Source organism: Janthinobacterium goodfellowi, from assembly GCF_051380695.1.
Taxonomy (GTDB): domain Bacteria; phylum Pseudomonadota; class Gammaproteobacteria; order Burkholderiales; family Burkholderiaceae_D; genus Janthinobacterium.
The window spans coordinates 1,274,212-1,289,172 of the sequence record NZ_JBNYXN010000001.1 but is presented as its reverse complement, the minus strand read 5'-3'; the positions used below and the strand labels follow the sequence as shown (position 1 = coordinate 1,289,172).

Below are 14,961 nucleotides of genomic sequence, written 5' to 3'. Positions count from 1 at the left end.
GTTTCCTCGTCAGGCCTTGGTGTCGACTTCATGTTTGAGTCGCTCAATCAGGGCATCGACGGACATGACGCCCAGATCGACATTGCCCCGCGCCCGCACGGCCACTGTATTCGCATCCCGCTCTTTGTCGCCAATTACTAAGATGTAAGGCAATTTTTGTACGGAATGTTCACGTATTTTATAGGTAATCTTCTCGTTACGCAAATCAGCCTGTACACGCAGCCCCGCTTTGCGCAGTTTTGTTGTTACTTCTTGTACATAATCAGCTTGGGCGTCGGAAATATTCAACACCGACACCTGCACCGGCGACAACCACAGCGGCATGGCGCCCGCATAGTGTTCGATCAGGATGCCGATGAAACGTTCCAGCGAACCCACGATCGCGCGGTGCAGCATGATCGGCACCTGGCGCGTGTTGTCCACGGCCACGTATTCGGCACCGAGACGGCCCGGCATCGACGGGTCGATCTGCACGGTGCCCACTTGCCACGCGCGGCCCAGGCTATCCTTCAGGTGGTATTCGATCTTCGGGCCGTAGAACGCGCCCTCGCCCGGCAATTCCGTCCACTCCACGCCGCAGGCGCGCAGGGCCGAACGCAAGGATTCCTCGGCGAAATCCCACGACTCTTCCGTGCCGATGCGGTTATCGGGGCGCAAGGCCAGTTTCACGTCGATATTCGTGAAGCCGAACGCCGTGTACACATCCATCGCCTGCTGGTGGAACGCCGTCACTTCGCCGGCGATCTGCTCTTCCAGGCAGAAGATATGGCCGTCATCCTGCGTAAAGCCGCGCACGCGCATCATGCCGTGCAAGGCGCCCGATGGTTCGTTGCGGTGGCATTGGCCGAATTCGCCGTAACGCAATGGCAAGTCGCGGTAGCTGCGCATGCCATTGTTGAAAATCTGGATGTGGCCAGGGCAATTCATCGGCTTCAGCGCATAGGCGCGGTTTTCCGATTCCGTGATGAACATGTTTTCACGGTAATTATCCCAGTGACCGGTTTTTTCCCACAGGCCACGGTCGAGGATTTGCGGCGCCTTGACTTCCTGGTAGCCGTTGACTTGGTACACATTGCGCATGTATTGCTCGACCTGCTGCCAGATCGACCAGCCTTTCGGGTGCCAGAAGATCAGACCCGGCGCTTCTTCCTGGAAATGGAAGAAATCGAGCTGCTTGCCCAGCTTGCGGTGATCGCGCTTTTCCGCCTCTTCCAGATTGTGCAGATACAGCTCCTGGTCTTCCTTCTTGGCCCAGGCCGTGCCATAGATACGCTGCAGCATCTCGTTTTTCGAGTCGCCGCGCCAGTAGGCGCCAGCCAGCTTCATCAGCTTGAACACTTTCAGCTTGCCCGTCGACGGCACGTGAGGGCCGCGGCACAAGTCCGTAAACTTGCCTTCGGAATACAGCGACACTTCCTGGTCGGCCGGGATCGAGCCGATCAGTTCAGCCTTGTACGCTTCGCCGATACCCTTGAAGTAGTCGATGGCTTCGTCGCGCGCGACAACCTTGCGCGTGACTTGCTCATCCTTCTTGGCCAGTTCCGCCATCTTCTTTTCGATTGCGACCAAATCTTCCGGCGTGAACGGGCGCTTGTAGGCGAAGTCATAGTAAAAGCCGTTGTCGATCACGGGACCGATGGTCACTTGCGCGTCCGGGAACAATTCCTTGACGGCATACGCCAGCAAGTGGGCCGTCGAGTGACGGATCACTTCCAGGCCGTCAGCATCCTTGTCCGTGACAATCGCCAGTTCCGCGTCTTGCTCGATCAGATAGGAGGTATCGACCAGCTTGCCGTCGACCTTGCCCGCCAGGGCAGCCTTGGCCAGGCCGGTACCAATATTGGCCGCAACCTGGGCCACGGTGACCGGGCCGTCAAATTGACGGGCGGAACCATCGGGAAGTCGGATTGTAAGCATATTGATCTCCATATCGGCGCTGGCGCCAGGTAAAACTGCAATGAATGGTGTGGACTGAAAAACTGAAAGGAAAACGCAGACGCAAAAAAACGCGGACTAGCCGCGTTTTTCACTTTTTTGAGACAAAGGAAACCCGTTCGACTAGCGTCACTCCCAAAGCTTGGTAGTAGTTCGCGGTGTCATAACCGGTTTTACCTTTCTCTCTAACTGCATTCTGGTGGGCGGTGAGGAATTCGAATCCCCGACCCCTTGGATGTCGACCAAGTATTCTAACCAGCTGAACTAACCGCCCGTAAAACTTTTGTTGATCATTGTATTTCAAATGACCGCTTGCGGCTTGCGCCAGCTTAAAACTCTTTAAAACCACTTACTGCCAAATTCTGGTGGGCGGTGAGGAATTCGAATCCCCGACCCCTTGGATGTCGACCAAGTATTCTAACCAGCTGAACTAACCGCCCCGAAGACCAGCATTATAGAGAGGCTTTCCCAGAATGACAAGGGCTGTTTTGCAGGAAACTTTAATCATTTCTCCGGGCGTCAGCCTCCTTTATATGGAGTGGGCCCGGGACACCTGGAATGCCGCTAGAATCGGGGCATGAACTCCACCTTATTAGCCTGGCTGAAAACCCTGAGCCGCGTCTGCGGTTTCGAAACGGCCGACTCCTTCCCGCCCGGCCATCCGTATGCGCGCACGCGCTGGAATGCGGCGTACTTCGATATCGCTTCCGACGTCAAACCCGACGAGATGGAGCGGCGCATCTGCGCGGCCATCGCCAACACGCCAAGCGTCTTCGCCTACATCACCAATCCCACGCCGCGCATGCAGCGCGCGCTGCTGAACGTGATCCACGACCGGCTGCGGCGCCAGCCCGGCGCGGGCGCCACCGACCTGGTCTTGTTGTTGATCAATGCCTACGCCAGTCCCCACATCACGGAAGCCGTGCCCGGCCTGAGCACCCTGATCTACAACACGGAACAGGAAGACACGAATCTGCGCGTGCATGCGATCCTGGAATTGCTGGTGGGCACGCCGCGGGGACTCGATGTGATCGACATGTAATCGTCACGCGTGATTGGCAGGCACATAGCGCGCCCGCAAGCGCATGAACGGCGTTTCCACCAATGCATATAAAAGCCAGCCCGTGGCGATGCTGACGGCGATACTGATCAGTATCGCCGGCGCCCCGTCCGGCCCATACCCCATATCCTGCAAGACGGGGCGCAGCAGGATGCACAGCTGCTTGTGCAGCAAATAAATCGCATACGACCACAGGGCCAGGCTGGCCGCGCCCGGCACGCGCAGTTTATATAACGCACTGCCGGGACTGAGCGCGGCGATCAGCAGCAAGCTGAAACTGGCGGCCAGGGCCGGATAGCCGAACACGGTCACCGCATAGCCGTAGTGATCGGTAAGAAATACATAAAACAGCAGCGCCGTAGCAGCGATTCCCGCCAGCAGGGTGCGGTTGCCATGGGATGTCAGGCGCGTCCAGGCAGCCGGATGGTAATTTTTCAGCAGCGCCAAGGCCACGCCCGCCACCAGTTCGTCGAAGCGGCACCACGACGCGTAATAAATATACTTGTAATAGCCAAGTCCGCCGCGCGGTACTTGCACGTACTCATCCCACAGGCAGGCGCGCACCAGCATGCCGACGATCAAGCTGGCGGCCACGGCCAGCCAGGCCCACAGCAGCGACTTGCGGCAGGCGGCAATCAACAACGCCACGGCCGGCAGCAGCACATAGAACTGCTCTTCCACGCACAGCGACCACGCATGCGAAAACGCCGTACCCGGCGTCAGATTGATGTTTTGCGTAAAGGTCAGGAATTTCCACAGCGGCAGCAGCGCGCTGTCGCCGCGAAACGCGGGCCACACATAATACAAAGCCAGCACGACATAGAAATTGGGCAAGGTGCGCAGGAAGCGCCGCGCATAGAAACGCGGCAAGGAAAAGCCGTGCTCGCTGCGCAGGGCCGCGAAGATCTGGTTGCCGATCAGATAGCCGCTGAGGGCAAAGAACAGGTCCACGCCCACCCAGCCGATTTCGCCCCAGAAACCGAACGCCCCGCCCTCGCTGACGAACAGCAGATAGTGGTTCATGAAGACGAGCACGATGGCCAGCGCACGCAAGGTATCGAGGCCATACAGGCGGGAAGGATGGGACGTACTGGACATGGAATCGGCAAGGGAAAACAACGGTGGCGCCGATCATGCCACGGCGCACCTTGCCATGGCCAACTTTTTGCAGGCGTGCACGGCGAATCCCGCTAAAATATGCCGACCCCGCTTTCCCTTCCCGCAACAGCATAGGATATGTCCAGCATGAGCAGCGCACTCCACTTCAAATCCATCAACTACACGGGCCAGGGCAGCGGCCCGCGCCTGATCGTCACGGGCGCCGTGCACGGCAATGAAACCTGCGGCACCAAGGGCATCCACCGCGTGATGGCTGAACTCGACAGCGGCGCCCTCTCCATCGTGGCCGGCAGCGTCACCTTCGTGCCCATCACCAACCCGCTCGCCTACGCCAAGGGCGTGCGCAGCGGCGACCGCAACCTGAACCGTAATTTGTTCCCAAACGACAATCCGCAGGATTTCGAAGACCGCATCGCCAACTGGCTGTGCCCTCTGCTGGGCCAGCACGACGTGCTGCTGGACTTGCACTCGTTCAATGCCGACAGCCAGCCCTTCGTCATGGTGGGACCGCGCAACAACGATGGCCCGCTGCAACCGTTTCAACATGAAGACAAGGAGCGCGCGCTGGCGCGCCGCCTGGGCGTGCGCCGCTTCGTCGATGGCTGGCTGCATGCGTACGGCCAGGGCGTGCAGCGCCGCCTGGGCAATAGCGACCAGGTGGGCCTGGTCTTGCGTTATGGCGTGGGCACGACGGAATACATGCGCTCGACGGGCGGTTATGCGCTGACCCTGGAATGCGGCCAGCACGCGGACCCGGCCGCGCCGGACGTGGCCTACCGCGCCATCATGAACACCCTGGCCTTCCTCGGTTTCATCGATGCGCCGCAGCCTGAACCGATCGCCGACGCCGACATGGAAGCGCTGAACATGGTCGTCGTGCACGACAAGCTGCATGCAAGCGACCGCTTCATCAAGACCTGGTCCAGCTTTGACAAGGTCAAACAGGGCGAGCAGATCGGCGTGCGCGCGGACGGCACGCCCGTGACGGCCGAATTCGACGCCTACATCCTCTTCCCGGACGTCAACGCGCAAGCCAATGCCGAATGGTATTACCTGGCGCGGGTGGCCAGCAGCTTTTGATTAGTGGCCGACCGACTTGGAAAACAGGTTAATCACCAGCACGCCGGCAATGATCAGCCCCAGGCCGATCAAGGCCGGCGTATCGAGGCTTTGCTTGAACCAGAACCAGCCCACGGCGGAAATGAGCACGATGCCCACGCCCGACCAGATCGCATACACGATGCCGGTAGGAATGACCTTCAGGGTCAGCGACAAGCACCAGAAGGCGATACTGTAGCCGACCACGGTGATGACACTGGGCCACAAGCGGCTGAAGCCCTCGGACGCCTTCAAGGCGCTGGTGGCGATGACTTCGGCGATGATGGCGATAGCCAGGTAGAAATACGTCATGGCGAGACTCATGCTGGCATCCTTTATTGCGGGCTGAGCAATTTCAAGCCCAGGATGCCGGACACGATCAGGGCGATGCAGGCGATGCGCGCGGCGCTGGCCGGTTCGCCCAGCACCATGATGCCGAAGATGGCCGTGCCCACGGTGCCGATGCCCGTCCAGATGGCGTAGGCCGTGCCCAGAGGCAAGGTGCGCAAGGCCAGGCCCAGCATCACCACGCTGCCCAGCATGGACACCGCCGTCAAGACGGAGGGCACGAGGCGGGTAAAACCGGCGCTATATTTGAGGCCGATGGCCCAGCCGATTTCCAGCAAGCCCGCCAATACCAGAATGATCCACGCCATCTATTTCTCCCGAGGCGGCAGGGTCGTCCCCGCCATGCAGCCCCCACATCGAGCGGGGTCGTCCCCACAGGAGCAAAGGGAAGAGTATACCATCGGGTGGAAACCCTTGCCGCAAGCACATTTTTTCTAGTGCGGCCGCTCCAATCAAATATTGCCAAAAAACATGCTTGTGGCAGCATAATTGCTGCATCCACTCACTCTCGGGAACAATGATGCTGCTACTGGCCCAAATCCTTACCGCCCTCATTCTGCTGCTGCACGTCTACATCGTGCTGCTGGAAACCGTGCTGTTCGATGCGCGCGGACGCAAGGTGTTTGGCTTGTCCAAGGAAAAGGCGGAGATCGTGCGCCCCGCCATGTCGAACCAGGGCTGCTACAACGGCTTTCTCGTGGCGGCACTGGCGCTGGGCTTTTTCCACCCGGACGCCGCCATCGCCCATGCCTTCACCGTCTTCGGCCTGGCCTGCATCGCCGTGGCCGGCGTGTGGGGCGCGGCGACCGTCATGACGCGCATCCTCTACCTGCAAACGGTGCCTGCCGTCATCGCCCTGCTGCTGTTCCACTTCGCCTGATTCCTGCCAGGGCGGCCGACCGGCCGCCCTTCCACCCGCCCTGCCTGAAAAATCCACTGGCCAGCACGTTTTTTACTTATATCGTAATATACCGATATTGAAATTCATAAAAGACGAACCATATATCGTTTGAAGACGAACATGACTAGGAGAAAACAGCATGGACATCGACGCCATTCACAAGGCGCTGGCCAATCCCGTACGGCGGCAGATTTTGCAGTGGCTAAAGGAGCCGGAGCAGTATTTTTGCGAACAGGACCATCCGCTCGACTTCGGCGTCTGCGCCGGCCTGATCGACCGCCGGCTGGGACTATCGCAATCGACCGTCTCGGCGCACCTGAGCACCCTGCAAAAGGCCGGCTTAATTTCCACCAGAAAAGTTGGCCAATGGAGCTTTTTCAAGCGTAATGAAGCCACCATCCAGGCCTTTCTGGACCACATGCAGCAAGGTTTGTAACAGCAACCCCATCCATATCGCCGTTCGCGGCACTCTCGACAGGAAAGATAGCAATCATGGCAACTTTATTCGACCCCATCACCATTGGCAGCCTGCAACTGAAAAACCGTATCATCATGGCGCCGCTGACGCGTTCGCGCGCCGGCAATCCTGGCCGCGTGCCCAACGCCCTGATGGCCGAGTACTACACGCAGCGCGCCTCGGCCGGCATGATCATCTCGGAAGCAACGGCCGTCACACCGCAGGGCGTGGGCTATGCCGATACGCCCGGCATCTGGTCCGACGAGCAGGTGGAAGGCTGGAAACACATCACCAAGGCCGTGCATGACGCGGGCGGCCTGATCGTGCTGCAACTGTGGCACGTGGGCCGCATTTCCGCACCCGTCTTCCTCGATGGCGACCTGCCCGTGGCACCCAGCGCCGTCAAGCCGGCCGGCCATGTCAGCCTGGTCCGCCCGAAACAGGAATTCGTCACGCCGCGCGCGCTGGACACGGAAGAAATTCCCGGCATCGTGGCAGCCTACCGCCTGGGCGCAGAGAATGCGAAAAAAGCGGGCTTCGACGGCGTGGAAATCCATGGTGCCAATGGTTATCTGCTCGACCAGTTCCTGCAAGACAGCACCAACTTGCGCACCGACAACTATGGCGGCTCGATTGAAAACCGCGCCCGTTTGATGCTGGAAGTGACGGACGCGTGCATCGAAGTATGGGGCGCCGACAGGGTCGGCATGCACCTGGCGCCGCGACGCGACGCGCACGACATGGGCGATTCGAACCCGCGCGCCACCTTCGGCTATGTGGCACGCGAGCTGGGCAAACGGGGCATCGCCTTCATCTGCGCGCGCGAAGCGCTCGGTGAAGACCGCCTGGGCCCGTACCTGAAGCAGGAATTTGGCGGCGTGTACATTGCCAACGAGAAAATGGACAAGGCGGCGGCCGAAGCCTTGCTGGCCAAGGGCGAAGCCGATGCCGTGGCCTTTGGCCTGTGGTTCATCGCCAACCCCGACCTGCCCATCCGTCTGCACAGCGACGCGCCGCTCAACCCGCTGAACCCGGACACCCTGTACGCGCCGGATGCCGCAGGCTATACGGACTACCCCGCGCTGGCGGCACAAGCCTGAACGACGTCCTGAGAGCACCATGAGCAGCACCGCGCTGCTCATCCCCCAATGGCGGCGGGCGCAACGATACCAACGCAGCTGATTGCGTAATGATCGCGGCGCCCGCCGCTTTTTTTACGGCGCGACTCGGTCGCTACTCGTCCCCCTCAACGCCATCGGCGCCGGGCCGGCCGCGCCGGGCGGCGCGCCTGCACGCTGCTGAAGACGCGGCGTATCACTTCGGCCGGCACGGCGTGCTCGCGCAAATAGGCCGTCGCGACCGTCCGGCCCAGGGCGTGATGAAACGCCACGCCACGCTCGACGAGCTCGGCCATCACTTTGTCCGTTCGGACATTGTTTCCATGTACATCATCGCTACTGTTTTTCATGCCATGGCTCCCTATCGGGTGAATCAACCCTGCATCAAGTTTTGACCACATACCGTGCATTTAGTGCCCGGCACAGGAGGCAAGCATGGTTAAAATGGCAGTACGAACAGCCCCGACACCGCATGGATAGCGGCCTCGGCTGCTTGTCGCCACCGCCAGCCCCGTATAGAATGCCTGCGCAGAATTTTTGCTTCAAGGAAAATGGCCACCAGCGCCATCCCATTAAAACAGTGTCACTGAAGGGTATCGATGGACGATTTATTTGTACAAGCGGGCGACTTGCCGACCTGGCACCAGCGCTGCGCGCTGCGCGTGCTGCACCTGTTCGGCTGGCGCATGCGCTTCCGCCCCTTGCCGGGGCCGCGCGGCATCGCCGTCGTCTACCCGCACACGTCCAACTGGGATTTCATGGTGGGCCTGTTCGGCAAATGGGCGCTGTCCTTGCCGTTCCGCTGGCTGGCCAAGGATTCGCTGTTCCGCGGCCCCATGGGCAAGGTGCTGCGCTATCTGGGCGGCGAACCCGTCGACCGCAGCACCACCAGCGGCACGATTCAGCGCCAGGCCGAACGCATGCTGGCCGCCGACTGGTACTGGCTGGCCATCACGCCGGAAGCGACGCGCAGCTACCGCCCGAACTGGAAAAGCGGCTTTTATCACCTGGCCCTGGCCGCCAAGGTGCCGCTGTTGCTCGTCTACATCGACTACCCGAACAAGGTGCTGGGCGTCGTCGACCATTTATACTTGACGGGCGACAAGGACGCCGACATGGCGGCGATCGCCGCCGTGTATGCGGGCCACCAGGGTTTACATCCGGAAAAGGCGGCGCCCATCGTGCTGTCCGAGCGCCGCCCCGGCGCTTAATTCATTCCCATCAGCACCACGCCGGCGGCCGTCAAGGCCACGCCGGCCAGGCGCAGCACGCGCTCGGCCAGCACCTGGCCGACGACGCGTCCCGTACACAGCACGGCGGCCGACGCCAGCATGAAGCCGCACGCGGCCGAGGCAGCCGGCAATTCCTGTCCATGCGCATTGCCATGCGCCAGCGCAAACATGGCCACCAATCCGAAGCCGAGCCAGTTCGGCAAAGCCAGCGCCAGCGCGATGGCCAGCCCCACCAGGGCCACCGTGGCGGCGATGCCCGTTTCCAGACCAGGCACCGTCAAGCCCGCCATGCCGGCCAGCGCGCCGAGCAGCATCATGCCGAGGAAAGTCGCGGGCTGGCCCCAGCCGCGGCGCTGCTGGCCGCCCCAGAGACCCACGCCCAGCATGGCCAGCAAATGGTCGATGCCCGTGAACGGGTGCGCGAAGCCGGCCAGGAAGCCCACGCTCTCGCCGTGGCCGGGGTGGGCCATCGCTGGCAAGGCCAGCAGGCACAGTGCCGCCACGGCGGCCGTTTTCTTCATCAGTCTTGCGCTCATTGCAGCTCCTTGCCTGGTTGATCGAGCAAACCTTGCTCGCGGATAAAATCGATGACGACCTGCACGCCGTCGCCGCTGCGCAGGTTGGTGAACACGAAGGGGCGCTCGCCGCGCATGCGCCTGGCGTCCTGCGCCATGATGTCCAGGTTCGCGCCCACGTACGGCGCCAGGTCCGTCTTGTTGATAATGAGCAAATCGGAGCGCGTGATGCCGGGCCCGCCCTTGCGCGGGATTTTTTCGCCGCCGGCCACGTCGATCACGTAAATCGTCAGGTCCGACAGTTCCGGGCTGAAGGTGGCGGCCAGATTGTCGCCGCCCGATTCGACCAGGATCAAGTCGAGATCGGGAAAATCAGCCTGCATGCGCGCGATCGCTTCCAGGTTGATCGACGCATCCTCGCGGATGGCCGTGTGCGGGCAGCCGCCCGTCTCCACGCCCATCAGCCGCTCGGCCGGCAAGGCATCGGCGCGCAGCAGGATTTCCATGTCTTCCTTGGTGTAGATATCGTTCGTGATGACGGCCATGTCGTAGCGCTCGCGCATGCCCTTGCACAGCATTTCGCACAGGGCCGTCTTGCCCGAGCCGACGGGCCCGCCTATGCCCACGCGCAAGGGATTGGAGGTAATCGATGTCATGTTTGCTCTCTCATTGAATAGTTCAGGAACGGTACAGGCGGCTGTACTGCACTTCGTGTCGCATCGACAGCAGCGACAGGCCGGGCGCCCAGTTGCCCATCTCGTCGTCTGCCAAGGTTTGCGCCGTGAGGGCCGCCGCTTCCAGGTCCGGCCGCAGCGACAGCAGCAGGCGCTGGCCCGCCACCTGCCCCAGCGGCACGGATTTCACGCAGACGAGCACCTGGTTTTCCGCCCAGGCGAACAGCATGGCCAGCAGCGCCTCTTCGCGCGGAATGGCCAGCGCCGCCACGGCGCAGGCATACGCGGTGGGTAGCGCCACTTCGGGCTCGCCCTGCAGCATGTCGATCAAGACGCCCTCGGCCACGCCCAGCTCGGCCAGCAGCTTGGTCAAGGAATAGCCCATCTGGATGGTTTCGGCGCGAAATTCCACCGTGTCGCGCGAAGCGATGAAGCGCTCGCTCCAGCGCTGAACGGCGCGCAGATCCTGCGCTTCAAACGCCTGCATCAAGCGCCAGCACAGGGGCGCCTCCCAGCGCGCCACCACCTGCGCCAGGTGTTGCGCGATCCATGCGCGCGCCGTGGCCGCATCCGTCACCAGGCCCGATTCGAGCGCCGCTTCCAGCCCCTGCGAATAGCTGTAGGCGCCGATCGGCAAGGCCGGGCTGGCGAACTGCAGCAGATGCAGCAGGGCCGACGCCTGCATCACGCAGCGCCTGGCACGTCGCCGGGGCGGTGGATTCTCTGCCGCAGCGGCACGGGCGCCAGCAAGTGCTGGCCGTGGCCGTCGTGGTGGCCATGGCCGCCGCCATACGCGCCCGCTTCCGGCTCGAACGGCGCGCTTTCTTCCGTCACGGTCGCCTGCAAGCCTTCCAGCATCTCCTTGAGCACCACATCCTTGCGGATGCGCAAAAAGCCGTCGCCCACCTGCGCCTGCGTGTGGCGGTTCCCCAGGTGGAAAGCGCAGCGCAGCAGGGTGTGCGCATCCGCGCAGCGCACCAGATAGGTCGGTTCGCGCGCGGCGACGATCTGCACCACCTGCCCGCCCGGCCCCGTCATGCGCTCGCCGTCGCGCAGCACCGTGCCGCGCACGGTGAACACGGCCACGTCGTCGCCATTCGACAGCACGGCGCGCAGCCGGCATTTTTCGCGCTGGTCGTAGGGCAGCACCAATTGGGCAAACGGCGCGCGGTCATCGTCGGGACCTAATTTGGTATGCAAAGTCAGCATGCTTGTCTCCCGCTTAAAATAGAAAATAGCGCTGCGCCATGGGCAGCACGGCCGCCGCCTCGCACACGAGCAGCTGGCCGTCGGCGCGCACGGCGTAGGTTTCCGGGTCCACTTCCATGTGCGGCGTGGCGCCGTTGTGGATCATGTCGTGCTTGCGCAAGCCGCGCATGTTCTTCACGGCGATGACGGATTTATTCAGTTTGAGCTGGTGCCCGATATCGAGGTCATACGCCGCCTGCGAGACAAACGTAAACGACTTTTTCAGGCCGCCGCCGAAGGCGCCGAACATCATGCGGTAGTGCACGGGCTGCGGCGTGGGGATCGACGCGTTCGGGTCGCCCATCTGCGCGGCCGCGATCATGCCGCCCTTTAAGATCATCGATGGCTTGACGCCAAAAAACGCGGGCTTCCACAGCACGATGTCGGCGATCTTGCCCGCTTCGAGCGATCCCACCACGTGCGAAATCCCGTGCGTGATGGCCGGGTTGATCGTGTACTTGGCGATGTAGCGCTTGGCGCGGAAATTGTCGCTGCGCGCCGTGTCGGGCGCCAGCGCGCCCCGCTGCACCTTCATCTTGTGCGCCGTCTGCCAGGTGCGCATGATCACCTCGCCCACCCTGCCCATCGCTTGCGAGTCGGACGACATCATCGAGATGGCGCCCATGTCGTGCAAGATATCTTCGGCGGCGATGGTTTCGCGGCGGATGCGCGACTCGGCAAAGGCCACGTCTTCGGCAATCGCCGGGTCCAGGTGGTGGCACACCATCAGCATGTCCAGGTGCTCGTCGAGCGTGTTGACGGTGAACGGGCGCGTCGGATTCGTCGACGAGGGCAGCACGTTGGCCTGCCCCACGGCGGCGATGATGTCGGGCGCATGGCCGCCGCCCGCCCCTTCCGTGTGAAACGTGTGGATGGTGCGGTCCTTGAAGGCGGCCAGGGTGTGTTCGAGAAATCCCCCCTCGTTGAGGGTATCGCTGTGCAGCGCCACCTGGATATCCATGCGGTCCGCGACGGACAGGCAATTGTCGATGGCGGCCGGCGTGCTGCCCCAGTCCTCGTGCAGTTTCAGGCCGATGGCGCCCGCGCGCACCTGCTCTTCCAGCGGCAGCGGCAAGCTGACGTTACCTTTGCCCATGAAGCCCAGGTTCATCGGGAAGGCATCGGCGGCCGCCAGCATGGCGTGCAAATGCCACGGCCCCGGCGTGCACGTGGTGGCGGCCGTGCCCACGGCCGGCCCCGTGCCGCCGCCCAGCATGGTGGTCACGCCGCTCATCAGCGCTTCCTCGATCTGCTGCGGGCAGATGAAGTGGATGTGCGTGTCGACGCCGCCGGCCGTGACGATCATGCCCTCGCCGGCGATGATTTCCGTCGCGCCGCCGATGGGGAGCGTGACGCCCGGCTGGATGTCCGGGTTGCCCGCCTTGCCGATGCCGAAGATCAGGCCGTTTTTCAGGCCGATGTCGGCCTTCACGATGCCCCAGTGGTCGAGGATGACGGCGTTCGTGATGACGGTATCCATCACCTCGGCCGCGCAGCGCTGCGACTGGCCCATGCCGTCGCGGATGACTTTACCGCCGCCGAATTTCACTTCTTCGCCGTAGATCGCATAGTCATGCTCGATTTCGATGAACAGTTCCGTGTCGGCCAGGCGGATGCGGTCGCCCTTGGTGGGGCCAAACATCTCGGCGTACGCGCTGCGGGGAATGCTGGCCATCTCAATCCTTTCCCGGTGGAGTGTCTTGCAGTTCGCCCATCACTTCGCCATTGAAACCATAGACCTTGCGCTCGCCCGCCAGCGCCACCAGTTCCACCGTGCGCTGCTGGCCCGGTTCGAAGCGCACGGCGGTGCCGGCCGTGATGTTCAGGCGCATGCCGTAGGCGCGCCAGCGCTCGAAGGCCAGCGCCGGATTGACTTCAAAAAAGTGAAAGTGCGAACCGACCTGGATGGGCCGGTCGCCGCGGTTGGCCACCACCACAGTGGCCGTGGCGCGCCCGGCATTCAAGCTGATTTCGCCTTCTTCCAATTGGTATTCGCCTGGGGTCATGAGGGGCTCCTGTCAATGTCGCTTGTAGGGTTACGGTATCGGGTGGTGCACGGTCACCAGCTTGCTGCCGTCGGGGAAGGTCGCCTCCACCTGGATGTCGGGGATCATCTCGGCGATGCCGTCCATGACGTCGGCGCGCGAGAGTATCTTGGTGCCGTCCGACATCAGCTGCGCCACCGACTTGCCGTCGCGCGCGCCTTCCATGATGCCGGCGCTGATCAGGGCCACCGCTTCCGGATAATTCAATTTCAAGCCGCGCGCCAGGCGCCGTTCGGCCAGCAGCGCGGCCGTAAAAATAAGCAGCTTGTCTTTCTCGCGGGGAGTCAGGTCCATGGTTTTCCTTGCGTTTCTTTCCTGATTAAGTGTTCCAGATACGGGGCACGACGGCGTCGCGCCCCAGCATGGCGGGACGCAGCAGCTGCCAGGCGGCCAGCATGACGCGGCGCGCCGCCTCGCTGTCGCCGCACAGCAGGCGCACCACCACCAGCGATTTCATCTGCGTGGCGCCAAACGCGGCGCCGGCCGGCACGGCGATATCGCGCACGGCGGCCAGCACGGCGGGAGCAACTTGCGTGCCGACGGCGATCAGGGTGGCGCACACCGTGTGCCCGCCCAATCCCAGCGGGCTGGCCATCAGCGCGCCGCCGGCGGCCAGCACGCCCTGCTCCCACCACAGCAGCTTGCCGCCGCGGCGGATCCGCACCTGCTGGCTGATGCTGCCCGTGTTGAAAATTTCGCCCGCGGCGCTGCGGCCCAGGCAGACGATGTCGCAGCCGATGTAGCCGGCGTCCGGCGCCAGTTCCACTTCATGGCGCAAGCGCACGCAGGCCTGGTCGAAGAAAATGCTTTCCTGCGGCAGCCACTCGATGGCCGCGCCGCTGCCCGCGCGCAGCACGATGTGCTGGCCCGAGACATGGCCATTCGCGCGGTACCACTTGGCGGCGCCCGGCGACGTGAGCAAGGCGTGCGCGCCGTCGCCCGCCGTGGCGTCGACGGCCAGCTGGTCGCCGCCCACCACGCCGCCGGGCGGATGGATGATGATGGCGTGGCAGACGGCATCGCCTTCCGGATACAGGGGCTTTTGCACGCGCAAGGGGCCGCTGTGCGTGCGCTCGACGAGGCGGCTGACGCCATCGTGCAGCGCGAAGCCCAGGCGCAGCTGCGCCTGCCAGGCGCCGTGGGCGCTGGCTGGTGTAGGCATGACTGGATGGCTGCTGTCTGGCATGCGGGGCAATCGCGTAAATAAGCGA

19 protein-coding genes and 2 tRNA genes are annotated in these 14,961 nt (G+C 62.8%); 7 read left to right on the top strand and 14 right to left on the bottom strand.

What is annotated here, in order from left to right; translation table 11 throughout:
* Positions 1-9: 9 nt before the first annotated feature.
* The 3 genes from thrS to ACQ4WQ_RS05860 form a co-directional block, all read right to left on the bottom strand.
* The gene (gene thrS, locus ACQ4WQ_RS05870) at positions 10-1,917 is read right to left on the bottom strand and encodes a threonine--tRNA ligase (protein ID WP_071326353.1); all 1,908 of its coding nucleotides are present in this window, start codon (positions 1,915-1,917) and stop codon (positions 10-12) included.
* Between the two features lie 215 nt (positions 1,918-2,132).
* Positions 2,133-2,209: transfer RNA gene (locus ACQ4WQ_RS05865), tRNA-Val, on the bottom strand.
* Positions 2,210-2,298: 89 nt separating this feature from the next.
* Positions 2,299-2,375, bottom strand: a tRNA-Val gene (locus tag ACQ4WQ_RS05860).
* A 137-nt stretch (positions 2,376-2,512) separates the two neighbouring features.
* Between ACQ4WQ_RS05860 and ACQ4WQ_RS05855 the strand changes: the two genes are divergently transcribed.
* Positions 2,513-2,977, top strand: coding sequence for a hypothetical protein (locus tag ACQ4WQ_RS05855; protein WP_436495317.1), 465 nt, complete (start codon positions 2,513-2,515; stop codon positions 2,975-2,977).
* 3 nt (positions 2,978-2,980) lie between these two features.
* Here ACQ4WQ_RS05855 and ACQ4WQ_RS05850 read toward each other — a convergent pair whose 3' ends face one another.
* A complete protein-coding gene (locus ACQ4WQ_RS05850; protein ID WP_436495315.1) occupies positions 2,981-4,093 on the bottom strand; it encodes an acyltransferase family protein in 1,113 nt (370 codons plus the stop codon).
* Between the two features lie 138 nt (positions 4,094-4,231).
* Between ACQ4WQ_RS05850 and ACQ4WQ_RS05845 the strand changes: the two genes are divergently transcribed.
* Complete coding sequence (locus ACQ4WQ_RS05845; RefSeq protein WP_436495313.1) at positions 4,232-5,194, top strand: M14 family metallopeptidase; 963 nt, start codon at positions 4,232-4,234, stop codon at positions 5,192-5,194.
* On the opposite strand, the gene ACQ4WQ_RS05840 is transcribed toward ACQ4WQ_RS05845, so the two are convergent.
* A complete protein-coding gene (locus ACQ4WQ_RS05840) occupies positions 5,195-5,524 on the bottom strand; it encodes an SMR family transporter (RefSeq protein WP_070217979.1) in 330 nt (109 codons plus the stop codon). It lies immediately after the preceding gene.
* 23 nt (positions 5,525-5,547) lie between these two features.
* A complete protein-coding gene (gene sugE, locus ACQ4WQ_RS05835; RefSeq protein WP_070217981.1) occupies positions 5,548-5,868 on the bottom strand; it encodes a quaternary ammonium compound efflux SMR transporter SugE in 321 nt (106 codons plus the stop codon).
* 209 nt (positions 5,869-6,077) lie between these two features.
* Here sugE and ACQ4WQ_RS05830 point away from each other — a divergent pair, with 209 nt between their 5' ends.
* The 5 genes from ACQ4WQ_RS05830 to ACQ4WQ_RS05810 all read left to right on the top strand — a co-directional run bounded on the left by ACQ4WQ_RS05830 (position 6,078) and on the right by ACQ4WQ_RS05810 (position 9,247).
* Entirely contained in the window at positions 6,078-6,440 is a 363-nt protein-coding gene (locus ACQ4WQ_RS05830) for a DUF1304 domain-containing protein (protein ID WP_035819959.1), read from the top strand.
* A 160-nt stretch (positions 6,441-6,600) separates the two neighbouring features.
* The gene (locus tag ACQ4WQ_RS05825) at positions 6,601-6,897 is read left to right on the top strand and encodes an ArsR/SmtB family transcription factor (RefSeq protein WP_436495310.1); all 297 of its coding nucleotides are present in this window, start codon (positions 6,601-6,603) and stop codon (positions 6,895-6,897) included.
* A gap of 56 nt (positions 6,898-6,953) precedes the next feature.
* The gene (locus tag ACQ4WQ_RS05820) at positions 6,954-8,018 is read left to right on the top strand and encodes an alkene reductase (RefSeq protein WP_326457753.1); all 1,065 of its coding nucleotides are present in this window, start codon (positions 6,954-6,956) and stop codon (positions 8,016-8,018) included.
* A gap of 89 nt (positions 8,019-8,107) precedes the next feature.
* Positions 8,108-8,431 (top strand): hypothetical protein, encoded by a 324-nt coding sequence (locus tag ACQ4WQ_RS05815; protein WP_436495308.1) that lies wholly within the window; start codon positions 8,108-8,110, stop codon positions 8,429-8,431.
* Positions 8,432-8,635: 204 nt separating this feature from the next.
* Positions 8,636-9,247, top strand: a complete 612-nt coding sequence (locus tag ACQ4WQ_RS05810) for a 1-acyl-sn-glycerol-3-phosphate acyltransferase (protein WP_326457755.1) — start codon at positions 8,636-8,638, stop codon at positions 9,245-9,247.
* On the opposite strand, the gene ACQ4WQ_RS05805 is transcribed toward ACQ4WQ_RS05810, so the two are convergent.
* From ACQ4WQ_RS05805 to ACQ4WQ_RS05770, 8 genes are read right to left on the bottom strand one after another with little or no spacing between them, the layout of a single operon-like run.
* Positions 9,244-9,804, bottom strand: coding sequence for a HupE/UreJ family protein (locus tag ACQ4WQ_RS05805; protein ID WP_436495306.1), 561 nt, complete (start codon positions 9,802-9,804; stop codon positions 9,244-9,246). The genes ACQ4WQ_RS05810 and ACQ4WQ_RS05805 overlap by 4 nt on opposite strands.
* Positions 9,801-10,439, bottom strand: coding sequence for an urease accessory protein UreG (gene ureG / locus ACQ4WQ_RS05800; RefSeq protein ID WP_070289315.1), 639 nt, complete (start codon positions 10,437-10,439; stop codon positions 9,801-9,803). Before ureG ends, ACQ4WQ_RS05805 begins: the two co-directional genes overlap by 4 nt.
* A gap of 22 nt (positions 10,440-10,461) precedes the next feature.
* On the bottom strand, positions 10,462-11,142 hold the full coding sequence (locus ACQ4WQ_RS05795) for an urease accessory protein UreF (RefSeq protein ID WP_436495303.1): 681 nt from the start codon (positions 11,140-11,142) through the stop codon (positions 10,462-10,464).
* Positions 11,142-11,666: an urease accessory protein UreE gene (gene ureE, locus ACQ4WQ_RS05790; protein ID WP_436495301.1), complete on the bottom strand. Its 525-nt coding sequence runs from the start codon at positions 11,664-11,666 to the stop codon at positions 11,142-11,144. Before ureE ends, ACQ4WQ_RS05795 begins: the two co-directional genes overlap by 1 nt.
* Before the next feature lie 13 nt (positions 11,667-11,679).
* A complete protein-coding gene (ureC, locus tag ACQ4WQ_RS05785; protein ID WP_436495299.1) occupies positions 11,680-13,380 on the bottom strand; it encodes an urease subunit alpha in 1,701 nt (566 codons plus the stop codon).
* Position 13,381: 1 nt separating this feature from the next.
* On the bottom strand, positions 13,382-13,711 hold the full coding sequence (locus ACQ4WQ_RS05780; RefSeq protein WP_034751935.1) for an urease subunit beta: 330 nt from the start codon (positions 13,709-13,711) through the stop codon (positions 13,382-13,384).
* Between the two features lie 30 nt (positions 13,712-13,741).
* Complete coding sequence (locus tag ACQ4WQ_RS05775) at positions 13,742-14,044, bottom strand: urease subunit gamma (RefSeq protein WP_436495297.1); 303 nt, start codon at positions 14,042-14,044, stop codon at positions 13,742-13,744.
* A gap of 25 nt (positions 14,045-14,069) precedes the next feature.
* The gene (locus tag ACQ4WQ_RS05770; protein WP_436495295.1) at positions 14,070-14,912 is read right to left on the bottom strand and encodes an urease accessory protein UreD; all 843 of its coding nucleotides are present in this window, start codon (positions 14,910-14,912) and stop codon (positions 14,070-14,072) included.
* Positions 14,913-14,961 lie beyond the last annotated feature (49 nt).

Bases quoted from the DNA above. Each gene is read 5' to 3' on its own strand.
- thrS (WP_071326353.1), bottom strand. From the start codon at position 1,917: ATGCTTACAATCCGACTTCCCGATGGTTCCGCCCGTCAATTTGACGGC.
- ACQ4WQ_RS05855 (WP_436495317.1), top strand. From the start codon at position 2,513: ATGAACTCCACCTTATTAGCCTGGCTGAAAACCCTGAGCCGCGTCTGC.
- ACQ4WQ_RS05850 (WP_436495315.1), bottom strand. From the start codon at position 4,093: ATGTCCAGTACGTCCCATCCTTCCCGCCTGTATGGCCTCGATACCTTG.
- ACQ4WQ_RS05845 (WP_436495313.1), top strand. From the start codon at position 4,232: ATGTCCAGCATGAGCAGCGCACTCCACTTCAAATCCATCAACTACACG.
- ACQ4WQ_RS05840 (WP_070217979.1), bottom strand. From the start codon at position 5,524: ATGACGTATTTCTACCTGGCTATCGCCATCATCGCCGAAGTCATCGCC.
- sugE (WP_070217981.1), bottom strand. From the start codon at position 5,868: ATGGCGTGGATCATTCTGGTATTGGCGGGCTTGCTGGAAATCGGCTGG.
- ACQ4WQ_RS05830 (WP_035819959.1), top strand. From the start codon at position 6,078: ATGATGCTGCTACTGGCCCAAATCCTTACCGCCCTCATTCTGCTGCTG.
- ACQ4WQ_RS05825 (WP_436495310.1), top strand. From the start codon at position 6,601: ATGGACATCGACGCCATTCACAAGGCGCTGGCCAATCCCGTACGGCGG.
- ACQ4WQ_RS05820 (WP_326457753.1), top strand. From the start codon at position 6,954: ATGGCAACTTTATTCGACCCCATCACCATTGGCAGCCTGCAACTGAAA.
- ACQ4WQ_RS05815 (WP_436495308.1), top strand. From the start codon at position 8,108: ATGATCGCGGCGCCCGCCGCTTTTTTTACGGCGCGACTCGGTCGCTAC.
- ACQ4WQ_RS05810 (WP_326457755.1), top strand. From the start codon at position 8,636: ATGGACGATTTATTTGTACAAGCGGGCGACTTGCCGACCTGGCACCAG.
- ACQ4WQ_RS05805 (WP_436495306.1), bottom strand. From the start codon at position 9,804: ATGAGCGCAAGACTGATGAAGAAAACGGCCGCCGTGGCGGCACTGTGC.
- ureG (WP_070289315.1), bottom strand. From the start codon at position 10,439: ATGACATCGATTACCTCCAATCCCTTGCGCGTGGGCATAGGCGGGCCC.
- ACQ4WQ_RS05795 (WP_436495303.1), bottom strand. From the start codon at position 11,142: ATGCAGGCGTCGGCCCTGCTGCATCTGCTGCAGTTCGCCAGCCCGGCC.
- ureE (WP_436495301.1), bottom strand. From the start codon at position 11,666: ATGCTGACTTTGCATACCAAATTAGGTCCCGACGATGACCGCGCGCCG.
- ureC (WP_436495299.1), bottom strand. From the start codon at position 13,380: ATGGCCAGCATTCCCCGCAGCGCGTACGCCGAGATGTTTGGCCCCACC.
- ACQ4WQ_RS05780 (WP_034751935.1), bottom strand. From the start codon at position 13,711: ATGACCCCAGGCGAATACCAATTGGAAGAAGGCGAAATCAGCTTGAAT.
- ACQ4WQ_RS05775 (WP_436495297.1), bottom strand. From the start codon at position 14,044: ATGGACCTGACTCCCCGCGAGAAAGACAAGCTGCTTATTTTTACGGCC.
- ACQ4WQ_RS05770 (WP_436495295.1), bottom strand. From the start codon at position 14,912: ATGCCTACACCAGCCAGCGCCCACGGCGCCTGGCAGGCGCAGCTGCGC.